19 protein-coding genes are annotated in these 26,716 nt (G+C 26.7%); all 19 read left to right on the forward strand.

All coding sequences use genetic code 11. The features are described from left to right. Positions 1-138, forward strand: coding sequence for a hypothetical protein (locus BQ5344_RS12140; protein ID WP_158662994.1), 138 nt, complete (start codon positions 1-3; stop codon positions 136-138). A gap of 35 nt (positions 139-173) precedes the next feature. Then, positions 174-611: a rhodanese-like domain-containing protein gene (locus BQ5344_RS04690; RefSeq protein ID WP_083378199.1), complete on the forward strand. Its 438-nt coding sequence runs from the start codon at positions 174-176 to the stop codon at positions 609-611. Positions 612-675: 64 nt separating this feature from the next. Further along, positions 676-1,152, forward strand: a complete 477-nt coding sequence (locus tag BQ5344_RS04695; protein ID WP_071124374.1) for a hypothetical protein — start codon at positions 676-678, stop codon at positions 1,150-1,152. 45 nt (positions 1,153-1,197) lie between these two features. Next, complete coding sequence (gene purB, locus BQ5344_RS04700) at positions 1,198-2,640, forward strand: adenylosuccinate lyase (RefSeq protein ID WP_071124375.1); 1,443 nt, start codon at positions 1,198-1,200, stop codon at positions 2,638-2,640. Positions 2,641-2,856: 216 nt separating this feature from the next. Continuing rightward, positions 2,857-3,852 carry a YiiG family protein gene (locus BQ5344_RS04705; RefSeq protein ID WP_071124376.1) on the forward strand — a complete coding sequence of 332 codons (996 nt, stop codon included), beginning with the start codon at positions 2,857-2,859 and terminating at the stop codon, positions 3,850-3,852. Positions 3,853-4,008: 156 nt separating this feature from the next. After that, positions 4,009-5,463 carry a type I restriction-modification system subunit M gene (locus BQ5344_RS04710; protein ID WP_235846111.1) on the forward strand — a complete coding sequence of 485 codons (1,455 nt, stop codon included), beginning with the start codon at positions 4,009-4,011 and terminating at the stop codon, positions 5,461-5,463. Beyond that, positions 5,464-6,087 carry a restriction endonuclease subunit S gene (locus tag BQ5344_RS04715; RefSeq protein WP_071124377.1) on the forward strand — a complete coding sequence of 208 codons (624 nt, stop codon included), beginning with the start codon at positions 5,464-5,466 and terminating at the stop codon, positions 6,085-6,087. Then, the gene (locus BQ5344_RS04720; RefSeq protein ID WP_071124378.1) at positions 6,075-7,202 is read left to right on the forward strand and encodes a restriction endonuclease subunit S; all 1,128 of its coding nucleotides are present in this window, start codon (positions 6,075-6,077) and stop codon (positions 7,200-7,202) included. Before BQ5344_RS04715 ends, BQ5344_RS04720 begins: the two co-directional genes overlap by 13 nt. A gap of 92 nt (positions 7,203-7,294) precedes the next feature. Continuing rightward, positions 7,295-8,266, forward strand: a complete 972-nt coding sequence (gene xerA, locus BQ5344_RS04725; protein ID WP_235846112.1) for a site-specific tyrosine recombinase/integron integrase — start codon at positions 7,295-7,297, stop codon at positions 8,264-8,266. A gap of 30 nt (positions 8,267-8,296) precedes the next feature. Further along, positions 8,297-8,905, forward strand: a complete 609-nt coding sequence (locus tag BQ5344_RS04730; protein WP_071124380.1) for a restriction endonuclease subunit S — start codon at positions 8,297-8,299, stop codon at positions 8,903-8,905. After that, entirely contained in the window at positions 8,898-12,266 is a 3,369-nt protein-coding gene (locus BQ5344_RS04735; RefSeq protein ID WP_071124381.1) for a DEAD/DEAH box helicase family protein, read from the forward strand. Before BQ5344_RS04730 ends, BQ5344_RS04735 begins: the two co-directional genes overlap by 8 nt. 576 nt (positions 12,267-12,842) lie before the next feature. Then, positions 12,843-13,511 (forward strand): sakacin A production response regulator, encoded by a 669-nt coding sequence (locus BQ5344_RS04740; RefSeq protein WP_071124382.1) that lies wholly within the window; start codon positions 12,843-12,845, stop codon positions 13,509-13,511. A gap of 6 nt (positions 13,512-13,517) precedes the next feature. Next, positions 13,518-15,218 carry a DnaJ domain-containing protein gene (locus BQ5344_RS04745; protein WP_158662995.1) on the forward strand — a complete coding sequence of 567 codons (1,701 nt, stop codon included), beginning with the start codon at positions 13,518-13,520 and terminating at the stop codon, positions 15,216-15,218. A 12-nt stretch (positions 15,219-15,230) separates the two neighbouring features. Beyond that, a complete protein-coding gene (locus BQ5344_RS12380) occupies positions 15,231-16,481 on the forward strand; it encodes a J domain-containing protein (protein WP_071124383.1) in 1,251 nt (416 codons plus the stop codon). Between the two features lie 67 nt (positions 16,482-16,548). Continuing rightward, the gene (locus BQ5344_RS04755; protein ID WP_071124384.1) at positions 16,549-18,363 is read left to right on the forward strand and encodes an Hsp70 family protein; all 1,815 of its coding nucleotides are present in this window, start codon (positions 16,549-16,551) and stop codon (positions 18,361-18,363) included. 87 nt (positions 18,364-18,450) lie between these two features. Continuing rightward, positions 18,451-19,524 carry a DKNYY domain-containing protein gene (locus BQ5344_RS04760; protein WP_071124385.1) on the forward strand — a complete coding sequence of 358 codons (1,074 nt, stop codon included), beginning with the start codon at positions 18,451-18,453 and terminating at the stop codon, positions 19,522-19,524. A gap of 68 nt (positions 19,525-19,592) precedes the next feature. After that, positions 19,593-22,844: a DKNYY domain-containing protein gene (locus tag BQ5344_RS04765; protein WP_071124386.1), complete on the forward strand. Its 3,252-nt coding sequence runs from the start codon at positions 19,593-19,595 to the stop codon at positions 22,842-22,844. Positions 22,845-22,905: 61 nt separating this feature from the next. Beyond that, on the forward strand, positions 22,906-24,714 hold the full coding sequence (locus BQ5344_RS04770) for a DKNYY domain-containing protein (RefSeq protein ID WP_071124387.1): 1,809 nt from the start codon (positions 22,906-22,908) through the stop codon (positions 24,712-24,714). Positions 24,715-24,847: 133 nt separating this feature from the next. Further along, the gene (locus BQ5344_RS04775) at positions 24,848-26,680 is read left to right on the forward strand and encodes a DKNYY domain-containing protein (RefSeq protein WP_071124388.1); all 1,833 of its coding nucleotides are present in this window, start codon (positions 24,848-24,850) and stop codon (positions 26,678-26,680) included. Positions 26,681-26,716 lie beyond the last annotated feature (36 nt).

Consider the following 26,716-nt stretch of genomic DNA (forward strand, 5'->3'; position numbering starts at 1 on the left):
TTGAAAGTTAGAGAAAATTATTTAAGAAATGAAGTGAATTCAAAAGATAAGATTTTAGAATTTAGAAAAAGACTTTTGGATAGAAATAAAAATTTTATAAAAGAAAAGCAAGATATTGAATTTGAGAAAAAATTATGAAATAAAAAATTTGAATAATGAAATGGAGAGATAAAATGAAAATAAGAAAAATAGCGTTATTAACAATGGTTGGAGTAATTTCTGTGTTGGGATTTTCGTGTAGTAAATCAGGAAATGAAAAAGAAACTTTAGCGATGTCAAAAGAAGCAAAAGCTGGGAAAAAAGCAGAATATAAAAAGATAACTTCAGATGAAGCTAAAAAGATGATGGAAACTCAAAAAGTTATAGTTGTAGATGTTAGAACTTTGGAAGAATATAACGAAGGGCATATTCCAAATGCGATTTCTGTTCCATTGGAAACTATTGAAAATGAAGCAGAAGCAAAATTGAAAAATAAAGATGCTTTAATTCTAGTTTATTGCAGAAGCGGAAGAAGAAGCAGGGAAGCAGCATTAAAATTGATTGAAAAAGGTTATACAAATGTGATTGATTTTGGTGGAATAAAAGATTGGAATGGGGAAGTTGTAAAATAAAAAATATAGTATTTAAAGATGTAAAATAAAAAATACTGTATTTTGAATAAGAAGGGAATAGGCAATGAAAAAAATACTAATAATGTTGATGCTGGGGATCGGAATTATTTCCTTTTCAACTCCAGCACAAAATGGTAAAAAGTCTGAAATTGATAAAACTATGAATGAAAGTACTGCTCAAAATTTGTCTTTTAATACGATTACATTGAAATTAGTTGGAACTAGAGTTTCAAAAAGTGATAAAAATAAAATAGAATTAGAATATGAAAATTTTAAGGCAACTGGAAATAATAAAAAAGTTTATACAGAAAAAGACTTTCAAGTAAATGGAAAAAATCCCAAAATTATTATAAATAAAACAATTTCAACTGCAATGATGGAAAATTTTATTAATAGTGATGAAGAAATTTCTATAATAGGATTTTTAGAAAATAATGAAGGAATCAAATTTAAGCCCTTTGATTTTAGTTTTAATGTAAATAAAGATGAAGTAAAAAAGATTTATTTTAAGGATGGGGCAATTTATATTTGGGATAATTAAGTTAGAAAATTTTGTAAATAAAATTAAGTAGGAGGAAATGGGAAAATGGAAAATATGAGTATATATTCAAATCCGTTGGCGGAGAGATATTCGAGTAAGGAAATGTTGCATATTTTTTCACCTGAGTTTAAATTTAGAACCTGGAGAAAGTTGTGGATAAATTTGGCTGAGGCTGAGAAGGAACTTGGGCTTGATTTTATTACAGATGAGCAGATTGTAGAACTTAAAAAATTTAAGGATGATGTGGATTTTAAAGTTGCGGCAGAATTTGAGAAAAAATTGAGACACGATGTGATGGCTCACGTTCATACTTATGGAGAACAGGCGAAAAATGCAAGAAAAATCATTCACTTGGGAGCGACAAGTGCGTATGTTGGGGATAATACTGATTTGATTCAAATTAAGGAAGGGCTTTTAGTTGTTAAGAGAAGAATGCTTGCTTTGATTGAAAAAATGAGAGATTTTGCATTGCAGTACAAAGATTTGCCTACTTTAGGATTTACTCATTTTCAAGCGGCACAGCTTACAACGGTTGGAAAAAGAGCGACATTGTGGCTTCATTCCTTGCTTCTTGATTTTGAAGAGCTGGAATTCAGATTTGAAAACTTGAGATTTAGAGGAGTCAAAGGGACTACTGGTACACAGGCTAGTTTTAAAGAGCTGTTTGAAGGAGATTTTGAAAAAGTAAAACAGTTGGATGAACTGGTTACTGAGAAAGCTGGATTTAGTAAAAAACAAGGTGTTTCGGGGCAAACTTACGATAGAAAAGTAGATGCACAAATTTTAAATTTATTGTCGAATATTGCTCAATCTTCTCACAAATTTACGAATGATTTTAGATTACTTCAGCATTTGAAGGAACTAGAAGAGCCATTTGAAAAAAATCAAATTGGTTCAAGTGCGATGGCATACAAGAGAAATCCGATGAGAAGTGAAAGAATTTCATCACTTGCAAAATATGTAATTTCAAGCTCACAAACAGGTGCATTGGTATTTGCAACACAATGGTTTGAAAGAACATTGGATGATTCGGCAAGTAAAAGACTTTCAATTCCGCAAGCATTCTTGGCAGTGGACGCAATTTTGATTATTTGGCTTAATATTATGGACGGAGTTGTTGTTTATCCAAAAGTGATTGAAGCAAATATTCAAAAGGAATTACCATTTATGGCAACTGAAAACATCATTATGGAATCAGTAAAAAAAGGAATGGACAGACAAGAAGTTCACGAAATTATTAGAGAACTTTCGATGGAAGAAACAAAGGAAATTAAATTAAATGGAAATCCCAACAGATTGATTGACAGAATTATAAAAGACGGTAGATTAGGACTTAAAGCAGAAGATATGGAAGGAATCTTGGTTTCAGCTAATTATACTGGATTTGCTGGGCAGCAGACTGAGGATTTTGTGAAAAATGAGATTGATCCGATTCTGGATAAGTATAAGGATGAGATTATTGAGGATATGGAGGAATTAAGAGTTTAATGGGAAAATAAAAAAACTCTTACAAGAAACTAGAATATGAAAACAAAATCTCAAAATGCAAAAACTAATATCGAAATATCAGTTAGAATAGGAATACATTTAAGTGAAATATATAATTACATCAAGAATATTTTTCAAAAATTAGTAGAAAAATTAAATTGTATAAATGATTTTAAGAAATGCAAAAAATAAATTTACGAAGGAGAGATAATAAAAATGAAAAAAACAAAAATTTTAGTAATATTATTAATGTTGATATTGTTAATTTCATGTGGGAAGAAAAGTAATAACAAGGATAAAGGATTTGATTTGAAAAATTCTGGTGGAACGAATCAGAAAGTTGATGAGGTTGAAAAGTATAATTCGTATATTGGAGTTTATAATAAATTAGTTAGTTTTGAGAAAACGGCTAATTCTTATTTTAAAGGAGCGGGTATAGAAGCACAATTTAAAAAACCAGAAGGAAGTATAAATGCAAATTTTTATGATGTTAAGAGTATCATAACAGAATTGGAAAAGGCAATATCAGCAAAACCCAAAATGGGAGAACTCGATAAAGTTTCAGAAAATTTACTTGGGGTATTCAAAGAGTTAAAACCATTAGGTGAGGATATGGATTCTTACTATTCTGGGAAAGATTATACGAGTGATAATTATAAAAAAGCTCAAGAATTTCATACAAAATTTTTAGAAATTATAAAAAAATATGATGTAGCAGTTTTGGCGTTTAGAACAGAAATGGATAAAAAAATTGTTGAGCAAAGGGAAAAAGAAGCTAAAAAATTGCAAAAAGAAGGAAGAGTTATTGCGTATAATAGAATGTTGATTTTGAGTGTGGGAGAAGAAGTTTTAAATGAGATTAGTAAGCAAAAATTAACTGGAGCAAATGTAATTTCTGGTGATGCTGCTAAATTTAAGGCTTTACAGGAAAAATTGATTAATGCAGTGGGAGAATTTAATAAACATGCAAAAGATCAAAAACAAATGGAAAAAGAAGGTTATAAAGATTATCGATTAAGCAGTTTTATACATGAAGCTGATGGATTTAAAGCAAGTTTAGCTAGTCTTGTGGAAAGAATTGAAGCCAAAAAACCAATATCAGAATTTTCACTAAGAGATCAATTCTTCTTGGAAAATGAAACAGGTTCGCCTGAAAATGTTGTTAAATCATTTAATGAGCTTGTAAAAGCATACAATGCTATGAATAGATAATAATGGTGTGTAAAATAAAAGCTATACTATTAATATTTAGTATAGTTTTTATATTTTATAAATGTATTTGAACCATTTGAAAATTAGGGGAAAATAAAGGTTGGTTACAATTTTTGAGTTTTAATTTTTATAATAAAAAAGATAGAGAGGGAAAATATGATAATAACAGGAGAGCTGAAAAATAAAATTGATAAAATATGGGAAATATTTTGGACAGGAGGAATAACGAATCCTTTGTCTGTAATAGAACAATTTACATATTTGATATTTATAAAATTATTGGATGATAAGCAATTAAGATCCGAAAGAGATGCAATTTTATTGGGAATAGAGCCTAAAAAATTTTTTAATGAGGAACAACAAAATCTTAGATGGAGTAATTTTAAAGAATTGGAAGCACAAAAAATGTACGATACAATGGTAAATGAAGTGTTTCCATTTATTAAAAACTTGAATGGGGATAACAGTTCATCATTTTCAAGATACATGAAAGATGCTATATTTCAAATACCAACTCCACAAATGCTGGAAAAAATTGTTACAGGAATTGAAGATTTGGCTTTAGAAGGAGATATAAAAGGTAATTTATATGAATATTTGTTGTCTAAATTGGCTACTTCTGGAACAAATGGACAGTTTAGAACACCTAGACATATTATTGATATGATGGTAAAACTTGTAAAACCAGTACCTACTGATATGATAATTGATCCCGCTTGTGGAACTTCAGGGTTTCTAGTTGGAGCAGGTGAATATTTGAAGCAAAATCATAATGAAATTTTTAATTCAGAAGAGCTGAAAAATCATTATCAAAATAATATGTTTTATGGAAACGATATGGATACAACTATGCTTAGAATAGGTACAATGAATATGATGTTACACGACATAGAAAATCCAGATATAGATTATAAAGATTCCCTTGCAAAATCAAATACAGACAAGGAAAAATATACCTTAGTGCTTGCTAATCCCCCTTTTAAAGGTTCGCTAGATGCAGAATCAGTTGCTGATGATATATTAAAAATAACAAAAACTAAAAAAACAGAACTATTATTTTTGGCATTAATGATAAGAATTTTAAAAAATGGTGGAAGATGTGCTGTTATTGTACCTGACGGAGTTTTATTTGGTGCCAGTAATGCTCATAAGCAACTGAGAAAAGAAATTATTGAAAATCACATTTTACAAGGAATAATCTCGATGCCAAGTGGAGTATTTAAACCATACGCAGGAGTAAGTACAGCTGTATTGTTATTTACGAAAACAGGTGTTGGAGGAACAGACAAGGTATGGTTCTATGATATGCAGGCAGATGGTTATTCACTAGATGATAAGAGAACTAAAATAGAAGATAACGATATAGAGGACATCATTAATAGATTTTCAAATTTAGAAAATGAAACTGACAGAAAAAGAACTGAAAAATCTTTTTTAGTTCCAAAAGAAGAAATCATTGAAAATGATTATGATTTATCAATAAATAAATACAAGGAAATAGAATATGAAGAAATTGTTTATGAAAAGCCTGAAGTTATTATTGGAAAAATAAAAGAACTAGAAAAAGAGATAACATTAGGTTTGGAAGAACTTGAAAAGTTGGTGAAGTAGATGGAAAATAGAAAAGTCCAATTAGCTGAATTAATTGAAACTCCAATCACAGGTGAATGGGGCAATGAAATTAAAGATGCTGATAATCAAAATATAGTAAAAGTTATAAGAACAACAAATTTTACTAACAGTGGAGAAATAGATTATTCAGATATTACATTGAGAGACATTGAATATACAAAGTGTGAGAAGAAGAAATTAAAATATGGAGATATAATTTTAGAAAAATCTGGTGGAACTGATGTAAATCCTGTTGGAAGAGTTGTTTTTTTTGATAAAACTGATCCTAATGATGTATATTTAACAAATAATTTTACTACGACATTAAGAGTTAAAGATAATAAAATAAATAGTAGATTTTTATTGTTATTTTTATTATATAATTATAAATACAAAGGAGTACATAAATTTTATAATAAAACAACAGGGATACAAAATTTACAAGTATCAAATTTGATAAAAAACATATATGTACCTTTACCAGAAATAAATATACAAAGTGCAATAGTGGAAATATTAGATAAAATCAAAAATATAATAAAAAGAAGAGAGAAACAAATAATTTTATTTGATGAATTGATTAAATCCCGATTTTTAGGGAGGGAAATTTTATGGTTAGAATAGAATTGAAAGAAATTGTTAGTAATTATGATAATAAAAGAAAAGCTTTAAATGCAGTAGAAAGAGGAAATAAAAAAACAAATCCACAATATCCGTATTATGGTGCAAATGGAATAGTGGATTTTATAGATGAATATATTTTTGATGAAGAACTTTTATGTATAGCAGAAGATGGTGGTAATTGGGGATATAAACAAAACTGTAGTTATATTGTTAATGGAAAATATTGGGTGAATAATCATGTACATGTTTTAAAGCCTAAGAAAAATGTAGAAATAAAGTATTTAATGTATTATTTAAATTACACTGATTTAACTTCTTATATAACAGGAACAACAAGAGGAAAATTAACTAGGACAGCACTAGATAAAATACAAATTAATCTTCCAGAATTAGAAATACAAAGAGAAATAGTTATAATTTTAGATAAAATAAATAATCTAATAGAAAAGAATAAGAAAAGAATTATTTATTTAGAAGAATTAGTGAAGTCCCGATTTATAGAGATGTTTGGAGATCCTATTAAGAATGATAAAGGTTGGGATAAGATTTTTATAGAGGAAATAGCAAGTTTGGTTTCAAGAGGAAAAACTCCCAAATATGTTGAAAAATCAAAAATAGGAGTAATAAATCAAGCATGCGTATATTGGGAAAAAACTAAATTTGAAAATATAAAATATCATGAAGATAAAAAAGATATATTAATTTTACAAGATCAAGATATTTTAATTAATTCAACAGGAACAGGAACTTTAGGTAGAGTTAATATTTTTATGAAAAATGAGGAAAAAGATATTATTTATACTATAGATACGCACATTACCTTGCTTAGGTTGAAACAGTGGAAGTCAAATTCTATTTATTTAAAGAATTATTTTAGAATACCGATAATTCAAAAATATCTTATAAATAAATGTGTTAATGGTTCAACAAATCAGATTGAATTATCAAAAGAAAAATTTAATAATTTTAGAGTTTTATTGCCTCCGCTTTCGCTCCAAAATGAATTTTCACAATTTGTAGAGAAAACGGATAAATTAAAGTTTGAAGCCGAAAAATCGTTAAAAGAAATGGAAAATTTGTATGATTCTTTGATGCAAAAATTTTTTAAACAATGATAAACTAGTTTGATGAATCAGAATTTCGATGTTTTATTTCAAATAATTATTGTATAATTTATGTATATAGACAATTGAGAGGATGATTTATTATGAAAAAAATAATTACTGAAATTGAACAAAAAATGCTTGGAATTTTGGATAATGCTCAAATGGAACATTTACACAAGGTTTTAGTTTATTATTTGGAAAGTGAAGATATTTTAGTACAAGAAGAAGTTTCTAATGAAAAAATTTTAGAAATGTTTTTATCAGCGAAAAAAATTGAAGGATGTTCAGAAAAATCCATTTTGTATTATCAGTCAACTATCCAAAATATGTTTAAACATATTGAAAAAACTATTAAACATATTGATACAAATGATTTGAGAGAATACTTGTCAAATTATCAAGAAAAAGGAAATGCTGGAAAAGTAACTATAGATAACATAAGGAGAATACTTTCGAGTTTCTTTTCTTGGCTTGAAGAAGAAAATTACATATTAAAAAGTCCTGTTAGAAGGATAAAAAAAGTAAAGACAGGACAAGTGATAAAAGAAACATATTCAGACGAATCACTTGAAATGTTAAGAGATTTTTCGGGGAATATACGTGATTTAGCAATGATAGATTTACTTTCTTCAACAGGAATGAGAGTTGGAGAACTTGTAAAACTTAATATATCAGATGTCGATTTTGAAAATAGGGAATGTATAGTTTTAGGAAAAGGTGATAAAGAAAGAAAAGTGTATTTTGATGCAAGAACAAAAATTCATTTAACAAGATATCTTGAAAGTAGAAAAGATAATAATGAAGCTTTATTTGTCAGTTTATTAAAACCATATTCACGTTTAAAAATCAGTGGAGTAGAAATCAGACTTAGAGAATTAGGAAGAAAATTAAATATTCCTAAAGTCCATCCTCATAAATTTAGACGAACATTAGCTACAAGAGCTATTGATAAAGGAATGCCGATAGAACAAGTTCAAAAATTGTTAGGACATACAAAAATAGACACAACATTGCAATATGCAATGGTAAATCAAAGTAATGTAAAAAATTCACATCGAAAATATATTGGGTAGATTAAAAATTTCAAATCCCGATTTATAGAGATGTTTGGAGATCCTATTAAGAATGATAAAGGTTGGGAAGTAAAAAAATGGGAAGAAGTATTAAAAATAATTAATGGAAAAAATCAGAAAAAAGTTGAAAATGAAAGTGGAAAATATGATATTTTTGGTAGTGGTGGAAAAATGGGAAAAGCAGATGATTGGTTAGTTAAAGAAAATTCTGTATTAATAGGAAGAAAAGGAAGTATTAATAAACCGATAATTGTAAAAGAAAAAATCTGGAATGTGGATACAGTTTTTGGATTAGAGCCAAATATAGAAATTATAAACTGTGATTATTTATATTATTTTTGCTATTTTTATGATTTTGAACGACTAAATAAAGCTGTTACAATTCCTAGCTTAACAAAAAAAGATTTATTAAAAATTGATATACCGATACCGCCACTTGTACTTCAAGAAAAGTTTGTTTTGATTCATAAGTCAATAAATAAATTAAAGTTTCGTTTATTTTCATCGATTATTTTAGGCAAAAATTTGTTTAAAAACTTGACATTATTGATATTTTTGGATAATATAAGATTAGTTTTAGAATTAGATAAGAGAAATAAAAATAAAAAATTAAATATGGGAGTGAAAAAGGATGTCTAACTTTGAATATTTGAGAAAAGATAGAAGTTATAGAGTATTTGCGGATGTTTGTATTGAAGCAGAAAAGTTGATGAATGTTTCTTATACAGCGTCAGTTACATTTGCTAGAAAAGCATTGGAGTTAGCTGTAAAATGGGTGTATAAGAATGATCAATATTTAAGATACAATTATCAGGATACACTAGCAATTATGTTAAATAGCAGAAAATTTAAAGAGATAATTCCTTATAATATGCCAGGTTTACTTTCATATATACAAAAATTAGGAAATAAAGCTGTTCATTCCCAAATAGTTGTAGAAAGAGAAGAAGCAATTTTGAGTTTGAGAAATTTATTTTCGTTTACTTCGTGGATTGATTATTCGTATTCAAGACACTATTCAGATGTAAAATTTGACGAGTCGATACTTGGTGAAATAAATAATATTGTCAAAGTTCAAGATGAAAAAAATAAATTAACTAAAATGCTTGATGAAATGGATAAAAAACTTGAAAAATTAACAAATGAAAATGAGACGTTGAAAAAAGAGAACGAAGAAAAACGTAAGATTTATCAAAGAGAAAAAGAATTTCAAGTAGATAAAATATCTGAAGCTGAAACAAGAAAGAGATATATTGATTTGATATTGGAAAGTGAAGGTTGGGTTATAGGAGATAACTGTTTGACAGAAGTTGAAATTTCAAATATCTCTACTCCAAGTGGAAAAGGGAAAGCTGATTATGTTTTGTATGGGGACAATGGAAAGCCTTTGGCTGTAATAGAAGCAAAGAAAATAGATATTGATCCTAGGATAGCAAAAAATCAAGCAAAAGAATATGCAGATGCACTTGAAAAACAATATGGCACAAGACCTGTAATATTTTTTACAAATGGTTTGGATTATTATATTTGGGATGATACCGATTATGCTGAAAGGAAAGTTTCGAGCATATATAGTAAAAAAGATTTAGAAAAATTGATATTTAAAAGAAAAAATAAAACTAGACTAAAAAATCTAGCTATAAAAGATGTTATTACAAATAGAGCTTATCAAAAGGAAGCAATTATAAGAGTAACGGAGGCTTTGGAAAGCGGGCGTAGAAAAATGCTGCTTGTAATGGCGACTGGAAGTGGGAAAACTAGAACAGCGGCTTCTATTGTAGATGTGCTAACAAGACACAACTGGGTAAAAAATATCTTATTTCTTGCAGATAGAACGGCATTAGTAAAACAGGCAAGGGACAGTTTTAAGGAATATCTTCCAAATTTGTCTTTGTGCAATTTATTAGATAATAAAGATGATGTAAATAGCAGAATGATTTTTTCCACTTATCCGACAATGATGAATGCCATTGACGAAGCAAAAGATAAAAAAGGAAATAGAATTTTTACAAGTGGACATTTTGACTTGATAATAGTTGATGAAAGCCATAGAAGTATTTATAAAAAGTATCAGGCGATATTTGATTATTTTGATGCAAATTTATTGGGGTTGACAGCGACGCCAAAAAGTGAAATAGATAAAAATACATATAAAATATTTGAATTGGAAGATGATAATCCGACATTTGCGTATGAATTAGAAGAGGCAATAAAACAGGGGTATTTGGTTCATTATGGAAAACCACTGGATGTTGGATTGAAAATTGTAAGAGATGGATTGAAATATAGTGAACTGAGTGAAGAGGAAAAGGAAGAATTTGAAGAAACATTTGATGGAGAAGAAAAAGAAGAGATTTCAAGTGAGGAAGTAAATACAACATTATTTAACCAAGATACTGTGGATCTTGTTATCAAAACCTTGATGAATAATGGACTAAAAGTCGAAGGTGGTGATAAACTTGGGAAAACGATAATCTTTGCAGTAAATCAAAAACATGCAAATTTTATTGTGGAAAGATTTAATAAATTGTATCCTGAATATAGAGGAAAGTTTGCAGAAGCAATTTATCATAATATAAAATTTGTAGATAATATAATTGCTCAATTTAAAGATAAAAATTCTCATCCTCAAATAGCAGTATCTGTTGATATGCTTGATACAGGGATTGATGTTCCTGAAATACTTAATTTGGTATTTTTCAAGAAAATACGATCGAAGGCTAAATTTTGGCAAATGATAGGTAGAGGAACAAGACTTTGTAAAGATTTGTTTGGGCCTGGAATAGATAAGGAAAGATTTTTAATTTTTGATTGTTATAAGAATTTTGAGTTTTTTGAAGTAAATGGGGATGGAAAAGAGGTAAAAAATTCTAAATCAGTTTCAGAAAATATATTTGGAGCTAAAATAGAGATAATAAAATCATTGCAACATTTAAAATACCAAGAAAAACCTTTTATTGAATATAGAGATAAATTAATAAGTGAAGTGATATTGGATATTTTAGGAATAAATGAAAATCGTTTTGATGTGCGAATGAAAGGTGCGATTGTAGATAAATATAAAAAATTGGATAAATATGAGGCACTTGATGAAAAAGATGTGAAGGAAATTAAAGATGTAGTTGCTCCTTTGGTAATTTATGAGGAAAGTGATGAGTTAGCTAAAAGATTTGATTATTTAATATACACAATTGAAAATGCATATTTACAAAATAAATCTTTTTTAAAGGCAAAAAATAAAGTTAAAGAAACAGCAGAAAGTCTTAGTGAACTAGGGACATTACCAAAAGTATTGGAAAAAAGGCAACTTATAATGGATATTCAAAAAGATGAATTTTGGAATAATATAAATATATTTCAGCTTGAAGAAATACGAAATGAACTTAGAGAATTAATAAGATTACTAGATAAACCAGCAACAAAAATTTATTATACAGATTTTAAAGACGAAATAGTAGATTATAGTGAGCACGAGTCAGCGGGTGAATTTAAAATTATAAATCAACTTGTAAATTATAATAAACGTGTCGAACGATATTTAGAAGATTTTAAAAATAATGATGTTATTAAAAGACTAAAAAATAATCATCCATTATCATTAAATGATATAAAATATTTGGAAAAAGTTTTATGGGATGAATTGGGAACAAAAGAAGAGTATACAAAAACTTATGGTAAAATTCCGTTACTGAAAATGATTTCTAAAATTATAGGAATGGATAGAGATGCTGTTGAAAAAGAATTTTCTGAATTTTTAAGTGATGAAAACCTAAATTCAAATCAAATAAATTTTGTTAGACATATTGTGGATTATATTGCTCAAAATGGAAGTATTGATAAAGAAAAATTACAAGAATTTTCGATTGTAAATAAATTTGGTGGAGTAGGGGAACTGTTTAAAAACAAAACTGACGTTTTGATAGAAATTATAGGTGCAGTTGAAAAAGTAAATGGCAGATTTGAGTATATATCACAGGAAAGTGGATTTAATAGTAATTAAAACGAAAACAGAATAAAAAAACAAAATAAAAGCTATATATTTTTTCTATTTTTATTAGAGAAAGTGTATAGTTTTTTATTTTAATAAAATATGTTATAATTTTAAAACTAATACTAAATCCAGTTTAAAAATAGGAATAAATTTTTATAGTAGGGTTGTTTGATAGTTAATTCATAATCATTCAACTAAATTGTTTTTTATTATTTTTTAGATATTTTGATTAATAAATATTTTTTTCTTTTTTATTTTCGTAGGATTGCTCATTGCCGCAAAACCTTATCTTGCAGTAAAGGTTTATCCTGATAATTAAAATTGTGGCAAGATTGCTACGCAATAACCTATGGCTAGTCTACGACATTTTTCTGCACTGACAAAAAGCTCGCTATGCTCAGACAGTTTTGCCAGCACAGAAAAATGCTTCGACGGGTTATTTATACTAGAATCTGGTTGAAAAATGAAAATTATATTTTAATTATTTAAAAATATTAGATTTATACACTTTATTAGAAAAGTTTGTAATAATTTCCTCATTTAAATGGGGTTTAGTATAAAAATTAAACGAAAAGGATGATAAATATGAATAAAAAATTTAATTACAAGCCATTAATTGAATATACAGATTATGCTGGGAGAAAATATATTAAACCTGAAAAAGCTGCGGATTTGAAGGAAGATATGGAGCTTTTTAGGAAAAATGGACAGGCTGCACGAAAGATTTTTACTGAAATAGTTAAATCTGTTGAGGAAAATATGGAGGGATTTCATTTGCAGAAAGTTAGCAGCTGGATGAATCAGGCACAAATTGCCAGACCTTATCTTTGGGTGTTTTTGAAACAGGATGGAGATACTGAAAATGAGTCGGGGATTGCACTTCGAGTATTTAAAAATGAGAAAACTAAAAAAGTGGGAATCTCATTAGAAGTGAGTTTTGTTGAACGTAAAATTGGGGAAAATACTCTTGAAAGACAGAATAAGGTTTTAGAATTACCTATTAAAAATCCACTTTATTATTTTGTGCAATTTTCAAAAAGTAAGGAAAACTGTATGCTGGATAGAATTGAAGGAAGTGAGAAAAATAGGAAAAAGTTAATTGAAGATATGAAAGAAGGGAACATCAGAAAAGTGCTTGTCAAATTTGATGTTGAAGAAATTGAAAAATTTGAAAATCTTGAAGATTTGACAAAGGAATTTTTAAAAGGTTTTAAATTGCTGATGCCATTTTATTTGAAAACTAAGGAAATTTAGGAGGTAATGATTTTGGATTTTGCAGAAGCATTTAAAATACTGGAAATAGAGCCGACGATTGATAAAAAGAAAATAAAAGTTGCTTATTCCAAGATGTTGAAAGAATATCATCCTGAAGATTTTCCTGAGATGTTTATGAAAATTAATGAGGCTTATGAAAAAGCTTTGGGATATGCAGAAAATAATTTTTCTGAAAATTTGTATGAAAATACTCAAAATTTTAGAAAAACGGAAAAAATGAAAGAGAGTGATTTTTCGGATATTTTTGATTCAAAAAAATTTGAGAAAAAAGAATATAAATTTACTGAAAAATTTGAAGAAAGACAGTCAAAGGAAAAGTTTTTTGAAAAAAAAGATAATAAAAATAAATATGAAAAACTTAATATTTTTGAATACTTAAAAAATTCTATGCGAACAGAAGATAGATTTACAGAAGCGTTTAAAACACTAGAAATGGAACCTACAACTGATAAAGAAAAAATAAAAAAGAAGTATAAAGAGCTATTAAAGAGGTATCATCGCAACAATCCTGAAAATTATGATAAAATATTTAGTAGAATTAACGAAGCTTACGGAATTGCTTTGGGATTTGAGCAATCGAATTTTAACGAATATGAAGGGGATTCTATTGAGGATATATTTGATAATTTTTTTAATTCTAGCAATAATTCAAGCGATAAAAGTTTTTTTGAAAAAACACAAGATTTTTCAAATGGTTTTGATGAAAATGAAATAACAAACAAATCAATATCTGAGTGGTTAGGAAGGCTTAAAAATCTTCTTTTATCTGAAAAACGTCCATTAACAGAATATCGAGAAATTTTACGTGATTTTCATTTTAATTTTGATGTTTCGGAAAAAAATCAAATTAGAGAAATTTTACAAAAAAATGGATTACGTGATTATGCTTGGAGAAATATAACGAGAATTGAAATGGAACTTTTAATTTATAATCTAAATAATTCTAATACGAATGCAGATATTTTAGGGGAAACTTGGGTAGATACTGGTAAAAGTGAAAATGTAAGTTTAGATGAAATTGTAAAAAATATTGTAAGTGAAAATTTTTCGGAAAATGAAAAAGGATATGAAAAATTTATTCAGGATTATTTTAATCTAAAAATTTTTAAATTATTTGGAAAAAATATTGCGTTATACCCTTACAGAGATATAGAGCAAGTAGGTACAACTTTTAAATTTATAACTTATAAAATACGAAATGAATATGTTGATGTTAATAAGTATATAGAAATTTTTGATAGAGAACAAAAAAATAAGAGAGTAGGAATAAGTTTACGCATAACGTCTTATTTATGGGGTATTTTTGGTGCTATAGTTTTATTTTTATTCTTTTTAAATCCTATTGTTGACTGGTATATAGGGATTTTTGGAACTATTTTTTTCATAATTTTAGACTGGGTTAATATAGCTAGGGAAAAAGAATTTGAGTGGAGTATGCGATATGGGTATTCAAGTTATTTGTCAATTTTAATGAGTATAATGTTTGTTGTAAATCTTATTGTTATTGGCAATGCGGAATATGAATCCTCAATTGTACCATTTTTACTATATTCACAGTTAATATTTCAATTTGTATTTTTTAATATCATTTTGTTTGTAAAAATGGTAGTAACTACAAATATAAGATATAAACGCCTAAGAAAATTTTCAAAACAAATTCTAGATATGTTTATTTTAGAAAAGTAAGGAGTGGTGATTTTGGATTTTAGGGAAGCATTTAAAATATTAGAAATAGAGCCGACAGATGATAAGAAGAAAATAAAAGTTGCGTATTCCAAGATACTGAAAAAATATCATCCCGAGGATTTTCCTGAGATGTTTATGAAAATTAATGAGGCTTATGAAATTGCTTTGGAATATTCGGAAGAAGAGGAGTATGAAGAGTATGATTATGATGAAGTTTTTTATGAAACAGATTTTGAAATACTGGATGAGGAAGATGGTGAATTTTCTGATGTTTTTAGTGGCGAATACGAATGGAAAGAAAAAAACTTTGATGATTGGCTAAGGAAATTTTATAGAATTTTGAATGGTGAAAAGATTTCATTCATTAATTTAAAAATTTTTTTGAAAAAGTTTGATAGATTTTCAGAAAGTGAAAAGAACAGAATTAGAGATATTTTAAATTTAGAAAATGTTGATTATGAGGGTAATTTGATTTTAAATTCGGACAATATTCTCGAATTTGAAAAAGAATATATTATTTCGCGTTTAACAGATGGTAAAACTGAGCTTGAGAAAATAAGGAGGCTTTATAGTAGTAATGAGGAGAAAGATAAGGACAAGGCTGTGGAAAATTTTGTGGAAAAATATTTTCATGTAAAAAAATTGAATTTTTTTGTATTTTTCGTATTTTGGAATATTTACCATGGAGATTATGAATATTTTGATATAAAAATAAATAAAAAAATATATAATTTCTTTTTTGTTTTGACAAATAATTTATTTTTAAAAAGAATCGTTTACAGTTACAAGGAAATTCAGAAGATATTTTACCGTATGGGAATTAAATGTGAGGACGATATTAAGGAAGAAGATGAGATATTGTACAGCTTAGTATTTGTCCTTAGCAGTCTTGCATTGGTTTTTATTTGGATATTCAGCTTACCAGTAATTACAAATATGGGTTTAGAGGAAATTGGTTATGAAGATATTATAGTTAGTTTTGAGTCAGTGAAAACTTTTTGGATTGTATTGACAATTACGAGGGTTTATTATGACATTATGATAGCAAAACGAGGGAATAATCTGAATATGACAAGTATGCTGTATGTACAGATTATATTGCTGGGAAGTTATTTGATTTCTATTTACTTTAAATATGAAATTAAAGATATACTGCTTCTAGCGATATTGGTGTGGCTGGTTATAAAGTTGATGATAGTAAATAGCATAAAATATTATAGATTGGCAAATTATGCAAAAAAGATACTGGATAAGATATATTGACTAAATATTTAACAATTTTAAGTTTTGAGATTTATAAAAAAGAATACTGTTAAAGGAGGAAGATAAAATGGGAAGAATGATTGGAATTGATTTGGGGACAACGAATAGTTTGGCTACGTATATTGATGATAATGGGGAAATACAGTTTGTAAAAAATGAATATGGGAATATTTTGATTCCGTCTGTTGTGGGAATTGATGAAAATGATGGAATAATAGTGGGAGAACTCGCGAAGGAAAGAAGAATGATGAACGCTGGGGAAACTGCGAGTAATTTTAAAAGAAGGATGGGAACGGAAGCAAAAATTAAAGTGAAGAATAGAACTTTTGATGCACAGATGCTTTCTTCATTTGTACTGAAACATTTAAAGAAAAGTGCTGAAAAGCAGCTGAATGAAAAGATAGACAGGGCAATAATAAGCGTACCTGCATATTTTAATGATAAACAGAGAAAAGATACTAAAATAGCGGCAGAACTGGCAGGGCTTACAGTAGAAAGGCTTATAAATGAGCCAACAGCTGCGGCATTGTCACTTGGAAGCCATATTTTAGATCAGAATTTGAAGTTTATCGTGCTTGACTTGGGTGGAGGGACATTTGATGTTACTTTGCTTGAAACATTTGAGGATATTATGGAAGTAATTTCGATAAGTGGGGATACGATGCTTGGTGGAGAGGATTTTACTACCAAAATATGTGAAATTTTCTTGAAAAATATAGGATTATCAATATCTGACTTGAGCCGTGATGAAAGAACAAAATTGTACACAAAGGCAGACAGGGCAAAAAAACTGATAAGTTTAAAAGATGTGGAAATTGAAATGGAAATTAAAGGAAAAGACTATAAAGCAGAAATTACACAGGCAGATTTCAGGGTGGCTGTAAAACCATTGCTTGTAAAAATAAAAGTTGCAATTGACAAGGCTTTGCAGGATGGAAATACGGATGCAAGAGAAATTGAGAAAGTTGTGCTAGTCGGCGGGGCTGTAAAATTGGGAATTGTGGAAGAATTTGTGGAAAAGTATTTTAATAAAATGCGTGGAGAAAAAACTTATTTTGACAATACTGATTTTATTGAAGGTAACAAACTCGTGTCAATAGCTCAAAATCCTGATACTGTCGTAGCTTACGGCGTTGGTGTAACTGTGGGAATGAAGGAGAGAAACAAGGCATTTAAGGAAAGAATTTTGACAGATGTGTGTCCATTTACACTCGGAATTGAAGTAATTGGACAGAGATTTGCACCGATTATTCCAAGGAATACAACGGTTCCTACAAGCAAGTCTGAATATTTTTCAACAGTAGAAGACAATCAGACAATAATAAGAATCGCAATTTATCAAGGGGAAAGCTTGAATATAAATGATAATCTATTTTTGGGAGAATTTGAAATAAATGTTCCAAGAAATAATGCAGGAAATGAAAAAGTGAACGTAAGATTCACTTACGATATAAATGGGATCTTAGAGGCAGAAGCAACTGCAATAAGTACGGGAGAAAAGAGAAATAAATTAATTATAAATGGCGATTTATCCGAAGAAGAAAAAAATGAAAGAATAAAAACATTGGAAGAAATAAAAATTCAGTCAGAAAATCAAAACAAAGATAAATTGCTGATTGAAAGGGCAAACCGAATTTATGCCGAAATAGTGAATACAGAAATTAGAAACTACATTTCAGAATATTTGGAAAATTATCAGATGATTGTAAGAACAGGCGATAGAATCCGTATTCAAAAAGTAAAAAAAGAATTTTCAGCTTTTCTTGATAAAATAGATCCAGAACTGAACGACTTAAGTGTTGATGATATTTTGAGAGATATTGACGAAAAAGAAGAACATGAGGCTGTGGAAGAGGAAGATGAACTGGAGTTTTGGAATTAGAAAAATAAATTTTAAAATATTGTGTTTATTGGGATTTGTGGACTTTTATAAATAATTAGCGTAACTTTTTATAAGGAGAAAATGATTATGAAAATAAAAAAATTGTTGAAAATATTTGGGTTGTTAATTTTGGCAGGAAATATTGTGTATGCAGAATATATAAAAAGAAATGGAGAAATTTATTATCGGGAATGGATGGAACAAAAGCCGAAATTATTAAAAAATATAGATAAAAAATCATTTGAAATATTGGAAAATGATTTTGCAAAAGATAAGAATAATATTTATTATCAAGGGGAAAAGATTGAAAAAATAGATCCTAAAAGCGCTAAAATATTTGGAAGCCATTTTGTGAAGGATGAGAAAATTGTTTTTGATGCTTATGAAAAAAAGGAATTGAAGGATGTGGATACAAAGACACTTAAATCAGTTGGAGATTATTATTTTAAAGATAAGAACAATGCTTATTTTGATATGAAAAAAATTGATGAAAAAGTTGATTTGGAGACGTTTGTTTATTTGGACGATTTTTATGCGAAAGACAAGAATAATCTATATTTTCGTGAGCAAAAAGTGAAAGGTGTAAGTCCGAATAATTTTAAGTTTTTGACTTCGTTAAGCAGTGTTCCCGATAATATCATTAAAAGCGGGAATGATTTTTATCTTGTTTATGAAAATAATTCGAATGAAAAAATATATGCGAAAAAGATGGATTTTCCAATTGACAGGGATACTTTTGAAAGTTTTTCCATGAGAGTTTATAAAGATAAAAATAATTTTTATTATTACGATGAAACTGATGACATAAAAAAAGGAAAAACGCTTATTAAATTTAAAAATGAAGTTGATATAAAAACACTTAAATTTTTGAAGGAAAAAAATGGCGAAAAAAGTAATGAATATATAAAAGATGAAAAGAATGTATATTATGTGGATGAAGAAAATGTAGAGATAAAAAAGATAGAAAATGCTGATTACAAAACCTTTCAAGTTATTGAATACTTATATGCAAAGGATAAAAACAATGTTTATTATAAAGGGAAAAAGTTAAATAATATTAATCCAAACCATTTTAAAATTGTAAACAATGAGATAAAATATAATAATGAATTTTATAAAATTGATGACAATATGAATCTTATAAAAATAGAAAGAGAATAAAAAGTTGAAAAGTTAAAAAGGTATTTTATTTACTAAAAATTAAAGATTATAAAAAAAGGAGTAAGTGCATGAAAAGAAAAAATTTATTAAAAATATTAACTTTATTTATCCTAGCAGGAAGCATTGCAAATGCTGAATATTTAAAGGAGAATGGTGAAATTTATTATCAAATACCGTATTATGAGATTAAGTCGAAAGTAAAAGATGTGGATATTGAAAGTTTTGAACCTTTAAGGGAAGATAGAGGTCTTATTGGTGATTATTATGCAAAAGATAATAAAAGTGTTTATCGTTTTGGTAAGAAACTTAAAGATGTTTTGCCTGAAGAATTTGAAATAGTAAAAGAAAATTATGTAAAAGATAGTAAAAATGTATATAAAATTGAATCTGAGATTACAGATATTATACCAATATTTTCAGATAATAAAATAAATACGAAAAAAATATCTGTAGACGGACTTGATGTTAAAACTTTTAGAGCTTTAGAAAATAGCAAAGATGTTACGAGCATGGATTATTTTGTAGATAAAAACAACCTTTATTACTCTGATTATGAAGATTTGCAAAAAATACAAGGAGCAGATAAAAATTCTTTTGAGATTTTGGGTTATTATATCGCAAAAGATAAAAATAATGTTTATTACAAAGGAACAAAAATGGAAAATGTAGATTCTGCGAGTGTTAAAATATTCGGAAATTTTATAGGGAAAGATAAAAATAGAGTTTTTTATATCCAAGGAAATGAGAATATTAAAGATGCTGATGCGTCAAGTTTTGAGATAATGGGAGATACTCGTTATTTTAGAGATAAAAATAATATTTTTGTTATTAAATACAGTAATGATTTTCCTGATAGAGAAGGTTTTATAAAATTACCAAATATTGATAGAAACAGTTTTATTACTTTGAGTGAGGAAATTGGAAAAGATAAAAATGGAGTTTATTATATTGGTGAAAAAATAAATGGGATTAATCCGAATAATGTTAGAGTTATTGAGGAAATAAGACTGGACAATTATATTCTTCAAAGTGGAAATAATTACTATTTGACATTTAATAGCAATAAAGATTTGTATGACAGGAAAAACGATAAAATTGAAGCAAAAAAAATAAATAATTTGAACATTGATTTTAGTACATTTAAGTATTTTGGAATTTTGAACTACTATAAAGATAAAAATAGTTTTTATTATTATTCAGATAATGATTTAAAAAAAATCAAAAGTGAAATTGATGTTAAAAGTGCTGAAAAAGTACTTGAATTAAATGATTTTGTAAAAGATAAAAATAATTTGTATTATTTTTCTAATGGAAAGATTGAAAAAATAAATTTGAATATTGATGTAAACAGTTTAGTATTTTTGAACAATAACAGTTCTTCTTACAGCGGTTATATAAAAGACAGAAATAACGTATATTTTGTAGATAATGAAAATGGGAAAGTAAAAATAGTAAAAAATGCTGATAAAAATACATTTCAAATTGTAAACGGAAATTATGGGGTAGACAGGAAAAATGTTTATTATAATGGAGAAAAGCTAGATTCTGTTGGAGTTGAAGGGCTTAAAATTTTTGATGATAATTACTTAAAGGATAATAAAAATGTCTATGAGATTTATACGACAGATGATGAAAAAATAAAAATAAGAGCAATAAAAAATTTAAACATTGATGTGGTAAGTTTTGAGAATATTTTAAAAGGAACATTTTATAAAGATAAAAATTCGGTTTATTATATTGATACGGCTGAAGATAAACAAGAATTAAAAAAATTAGAAGGAGCAGATGCTGATACATTTGAGCCAGGAATTTTTTCAAAGGATAAAAATAGTGTATATGTTGAAAAACAGAGATTGGAAGGTGTTAATCCAAAAGGGTTTGAAATATTAGACAGTAATCTAAATTTTATAAAAGATTATAAGAATATTTTTTATTTGGATAGAGCAGATGATGGTATAACTTTCATACCAAGAGTGCAAAATATAGAAGGAGTGGATGTTGCAACTTTAGAATTTGCTGGAGGATATTATAGCAAATATTATAAAGACAAAAACAATGTTTATTTTATGGATAACAGAGATGGTAAAATAAAATTCAAAAAATTATCCTATGTAAATCCGAAAACATTTGAAATAGTGGATAATACTTTTGCGAGAGATGACAAAAACCTTTATTTATTTGAATATAAATTGGATGGAATTGATGCAAAAACTTTCGAAAAAATTAGTTCCAATATTGTAAAAGATAAAAATGGACTGTATTTCTTAGAAGATATTGAAAAAGAAAATGAAAATATAGAAATAAAGACTCGAAAAATAAATATAAAAGGATTAGATTTAAAAACTTTTGAACATATTGATGATTATTATTATAAAGATAAAAATAATATTTATTATGATTTGGATAATAATCTTTATAAAATAAAAAATGCTGATTTGGCGACATTTGAAGTTTTAAATTCACCTTACAGCAGTTCTATTTATTTTGCAAAGGATAAAAATAATGTTTATTATCAAAATAAAAAAATAAATGGGATTGTCGTTGACGGTTTTGAACAAATACAAAGTAATTTTATAAAAGATAAAAACAGACTTTATAAAATCGACGAAGATGAAGAAAAAAATGAGATAAAATTAATTCCAATCAATGAAAAAGTCAATCTTGAAAATTTTGAAGAAATAGGCGGAAATTATTATAAAGACGATAAAAATCTCTATTATTTTGGAGAAAATGAGTTTAAGAAAATAGAAGGAGCAGATCCAAATTCATTTAAATATGACAACGAAAATCATACTTTTATTGCAAAAGACAAAAACAATGTTTATTTTGAAGGAGAAAAAGTGAAAGGAATAGATGTTAAGAGTGCAGAAGGAATAGACGGGCTTTGGATAAAAGATAAAAATAGTGTGTTTTATCGAGGGAAGAAATTGGAGAAAATCAGTTCAAATAACTTTAACTATTTTGATGGCAGAATTTCGTATGACACAATTTTAGTTGACAAAAATGGAGCTTATAAATTGCTAGAAAGTGAAAATCAGAAAGATAAAATAATTCCACTCGATAGTAAGAATATTGATTTAGAAACTCTTGAAAGAATTACTTCTCCAATGGATAGTTCCAATTATTTCAAAGATAAGAATGGCGTTTATTTTATGGATGGAAATAAATTTGTAAAAATAAATGGAGCTGATAAAGATAGTTTTAGAGTAACGATGAGCGGGAAATATGGGAAAGATAAAAATAACGTTTATTTCGAAGGGAAAAAAATGGAAGGGAAAAATCCAGTTGACTTTGAGGAGGAAATGGAGATTAAGCAATAAAAATTATTTTATTTGAATTGTTAATAAATCAAAAACTTGAGAATAAAAAAGGAGAGTTGTTGTGAACATTAAAGGACATTTGTTAAAAATTCTACTTTTGTTTGTTTTGGTGGGCAGTATTGTGAATGCAGATATTCGTGTGATTCCTATTTATAAAATTAATGGAAATAGTGTGTACTATAGAACAGAAAATGGATTAGAAAAGTTGCAAAATGCAGATGCGAAAACATTTGAGATTTTGGGTTATCATATTGCAAAAGATAAAAATTATGTTTATTATTGGGATGAAAAATTAAGTAAAATAGATCCAAAAACTTTTGAATTAGTTGAAGGATATTATATTACAATTTTTAAGGATAAAAATGGTATTTATACTTTTGGAAAAAATTATGATAAATTAAAAATTATAAATTTTAAAGAAAACGGGATTGATATAGATTTTAATGATTTTAAAGTAATTTCAAGTGAAGATCCAACTATTTATAGAAATAAGAATGATATTTATTTCCAAAAAGGTGGGAAAATTTTACAAATAAAAAATGTAGATGCAAAAACTTTTGAAAAAATAAATGGACGTAGCTATCTTGATAATAAATATTATCGAGATAAAAACAATGTTTACTATTTTTCTGAAGATAAAATGTTGAAAATGGAAAATGCAGATAGAAACAGTATTAATGAACTAAGTAAAAATATTTTAAGAGATAAAAACAATGTCTATTTTGAAAATAAACAAATAAAAGGCTTAGACATTAATAGCATTAAAGTTATTTATGAAAATGGAATATCAGAACCTGAAAATTTGATAAAAGATAAAAATGGTATCTATTATATTGATGAGAATAAAAAAACTTTAATAAAATTTAGAAATGATGAGATAGATATAGAAAGTTTTGGAATAGCCAACGAAATGTTGAATGATTATTTCAAGGATAAAAATAATGTTTATTATTTGGAGAATTATAAACTTCATAAGTTAGAGGATTTGGATATTGAGACTTATCAAAATATTTCTATGACAAGATATAAAAAGGATAAAAATAATTTGTACTTTAAATGGAAAAAAGTAAAAAATATTAATCCCGATGATGTTGAAATAATTGAAAATGACTTCATCAAAATAAAAGATACATTGTACGAAATTTTTAATTTTGAGGAAAAAGAAGTTGAAATAGCACCTTTAACAGTTGATATAAACACTTTTGAACATATTGATAACAGATATTATAAGGACAAAACTAACATTTATTATAATAAAAATGGAAAATTAAAAAAAATAGAAGATGTAAATTTCAAAAGTTTTGGAATACTAGAAGAAAATTCTTATTTTGGAAAAGATAAAAATAATATTTATTATAAAGGTGATAAATTAGAAAAAATAGATAGAAATAGTTTTAAAGTATTAAATGAATCTTACGATAATTCTATAATAAAAGATAAAAATGGAATTTATATATTAACTAAAGAGAGTAGCATAAAAACAATTAAAATTGATAAAAATATTAAGAATATTGATTTTAATAGTTTTGAAGAAATTACAAATTATCCTTATGTTTTTAAAGATAAAAATGCTGTTTATACTTTAAATACAGATGATGATAAAATTGCTACTGTTTTCAATTTTAGAGGAATTGATTATAAAATAAATGAATTAAGTGATGCAAATCCTAATATATTTGATATGATTGAACTTAATTATTTTAAAGATAATAAAAATGTTTACTATTTTTCAGATAAAGAAAAAATGATAAAGAAAATTAAAAATGTAGACAGTGAAAGTTTTGAAATAATGAATGATGACTATGCAAAAGATAAGAATGGTGAATATTATCGTGGAGAAAAGATTAGAGAAAATAGAGAAATTAAATAGTATAAATTTCAAAAAAAAATGATATAATAAAACCAAAAATTGAAAAGAAAAAAAGATAATATGTATAACAAAAAATTACTGTATTTTAAACGAGGTTTTAGTATAAGAATTAGATATTTAAAAAGGAGTCGATATGAAAATTAGGAAAAATTTGTTAAAAATTTTAACATTGCTTATTTTATCAGGAAACATTATAAATGCGGGCTATATTAAAGAAAAAAATAAAATTTATTTCATTGACACAATGGAAGATTCTGAGAAAAAAGAAGTTGTGAAAAATATTGATTTTAGGACTTTTAAAATTTTTGAAGAGAATGATAATTTTGCGAAAGACAAGGATAATGTTTACTATAAGAATAAAAAGCTGAAAAATGTAGATGCGAATTCTTTTCAGATTGAAAATCCTTTTATCGTAAAAGATAAAGATAATGTTTTTTATATTGCAAATAATGAGATTATAAAAATTAAAGGATTTAGTCCAGAAAAAAGTGAAGTTATTGTCCAGTTTTACGTACCAACTATACTAATTAATAAAAATGGTATTTATACTTTTGATAAATATGAAAATGGAGAAATTACGATAAAGTCAATAAAACCTGCTAGAATAGATATGAATACTCTAGAAGTCGTGGACGGAGAAAACATGACGATGCTTTTGTACTTAAAAGATAAAAATAATGTTTATTTTATTAATTATAAAGAAAGTGAACAGAAAATTTCAGATATTGATGTCGAAAATGCAGAGGATGCGGGAAATGATAACTATAATATCGATATTGAAATAAAAAAATTAGAGAGTGCAGATAGCGACAGTTTTAAAATAGATTCTATATACGGGAAAGATAAAAATAACTTATACTTTTTAAATAAAAAAATAACAGGTGTAAATCCTAAAACTTTTAAAGTTGTTGGCTCAAATAAACTTATTATCAAAGATGACAAAGGGGTTTATTATCTTGGAAGAGAAGAAGTGAAAAAAATTCAAAATGCTGATATAAATACTTTTGAAGAAGTATCGAAAGAATATTATCGAGATAAGAATAATGTTTATTATTACGATAATTATGATGGCAATGTAAAAAGAGTTAAAGGGGCAGATGCAAAAACTTTTGAAGCAATAGAAGGCTATGCATTGGGAAAAGATAAAAATGCTGTTTATGACAAAGGGAAGATGATAAAAGGCTTAGACCCTGTGACATTTGAAGATTTAAACGGAGATTTTTACAAAGATAAGAATGGAGTTTTCTACGAAGGAATGTTAATGAAAGGAATTGATTCAAAATCTTTTGAGCCATTTGTAAATTATACACATGTAAAAGATAAAAATGGAATATATTCCTTTTATCAAAAAGAAAATGAAGTTATTGTTGAAAAAGTTGAAATTTCTCCAGAAATTGATTTAAAAACTTTACAGCCTATCGAAAATTATTCTGAATATTCAAAAGATAAAAATAACGTTTATTATCATTTTCAAAAAATAGAAGGTGCTGATATAAAAACTTTTGAACCTGAAGAGTATTCTATTGGAAAAGATAAAGTGGGAGTATATTATGAAACTCATAAAGTAAATGGAGTGGATGTAAATAGCTTTGAATATTTAAAAAATGATTTCTTTAAGGATAAAAATAATGTTTATTATAAAAATAAAAAGTTGGAAATATTCAAACCTAAAAACTTTGAAGTAATAGATTATTCTTTAGTAAAACAAAATGAAGATTTGTACTATTTTACTGAAGATGAAAATAATAACACAAAATTTGTTCCATTAGAAAGTAAAAATGTCGATATTGATACTTTTCAAATTCTTGATGATGATTATGCAAAAGATAAGAATAATACCTATTACAAAGGTAAAATTTTTAAGGAAGCAGATTCAAAAACTCTTGATAAATATTATAATGAAAATGATAATGGCTATAAAATAAGAGATAAGAAGAAAGTGTATAAAATAAAAGAATTAGACTAAATAAAATAGTTATTTTATAAAAATGATAATAATTCA

Origin of the sequence: Leptotrichia massiliensis, assembly GCF_900104625.1 — a bacterium.
GTDB classification, from domain to species: Bacteria; Fusobacteriota; Fusobacteriia; order Fusobacteriales; family Leptotrichiaceae; genus Leptotrichia; species Leptotrichia massiliensis.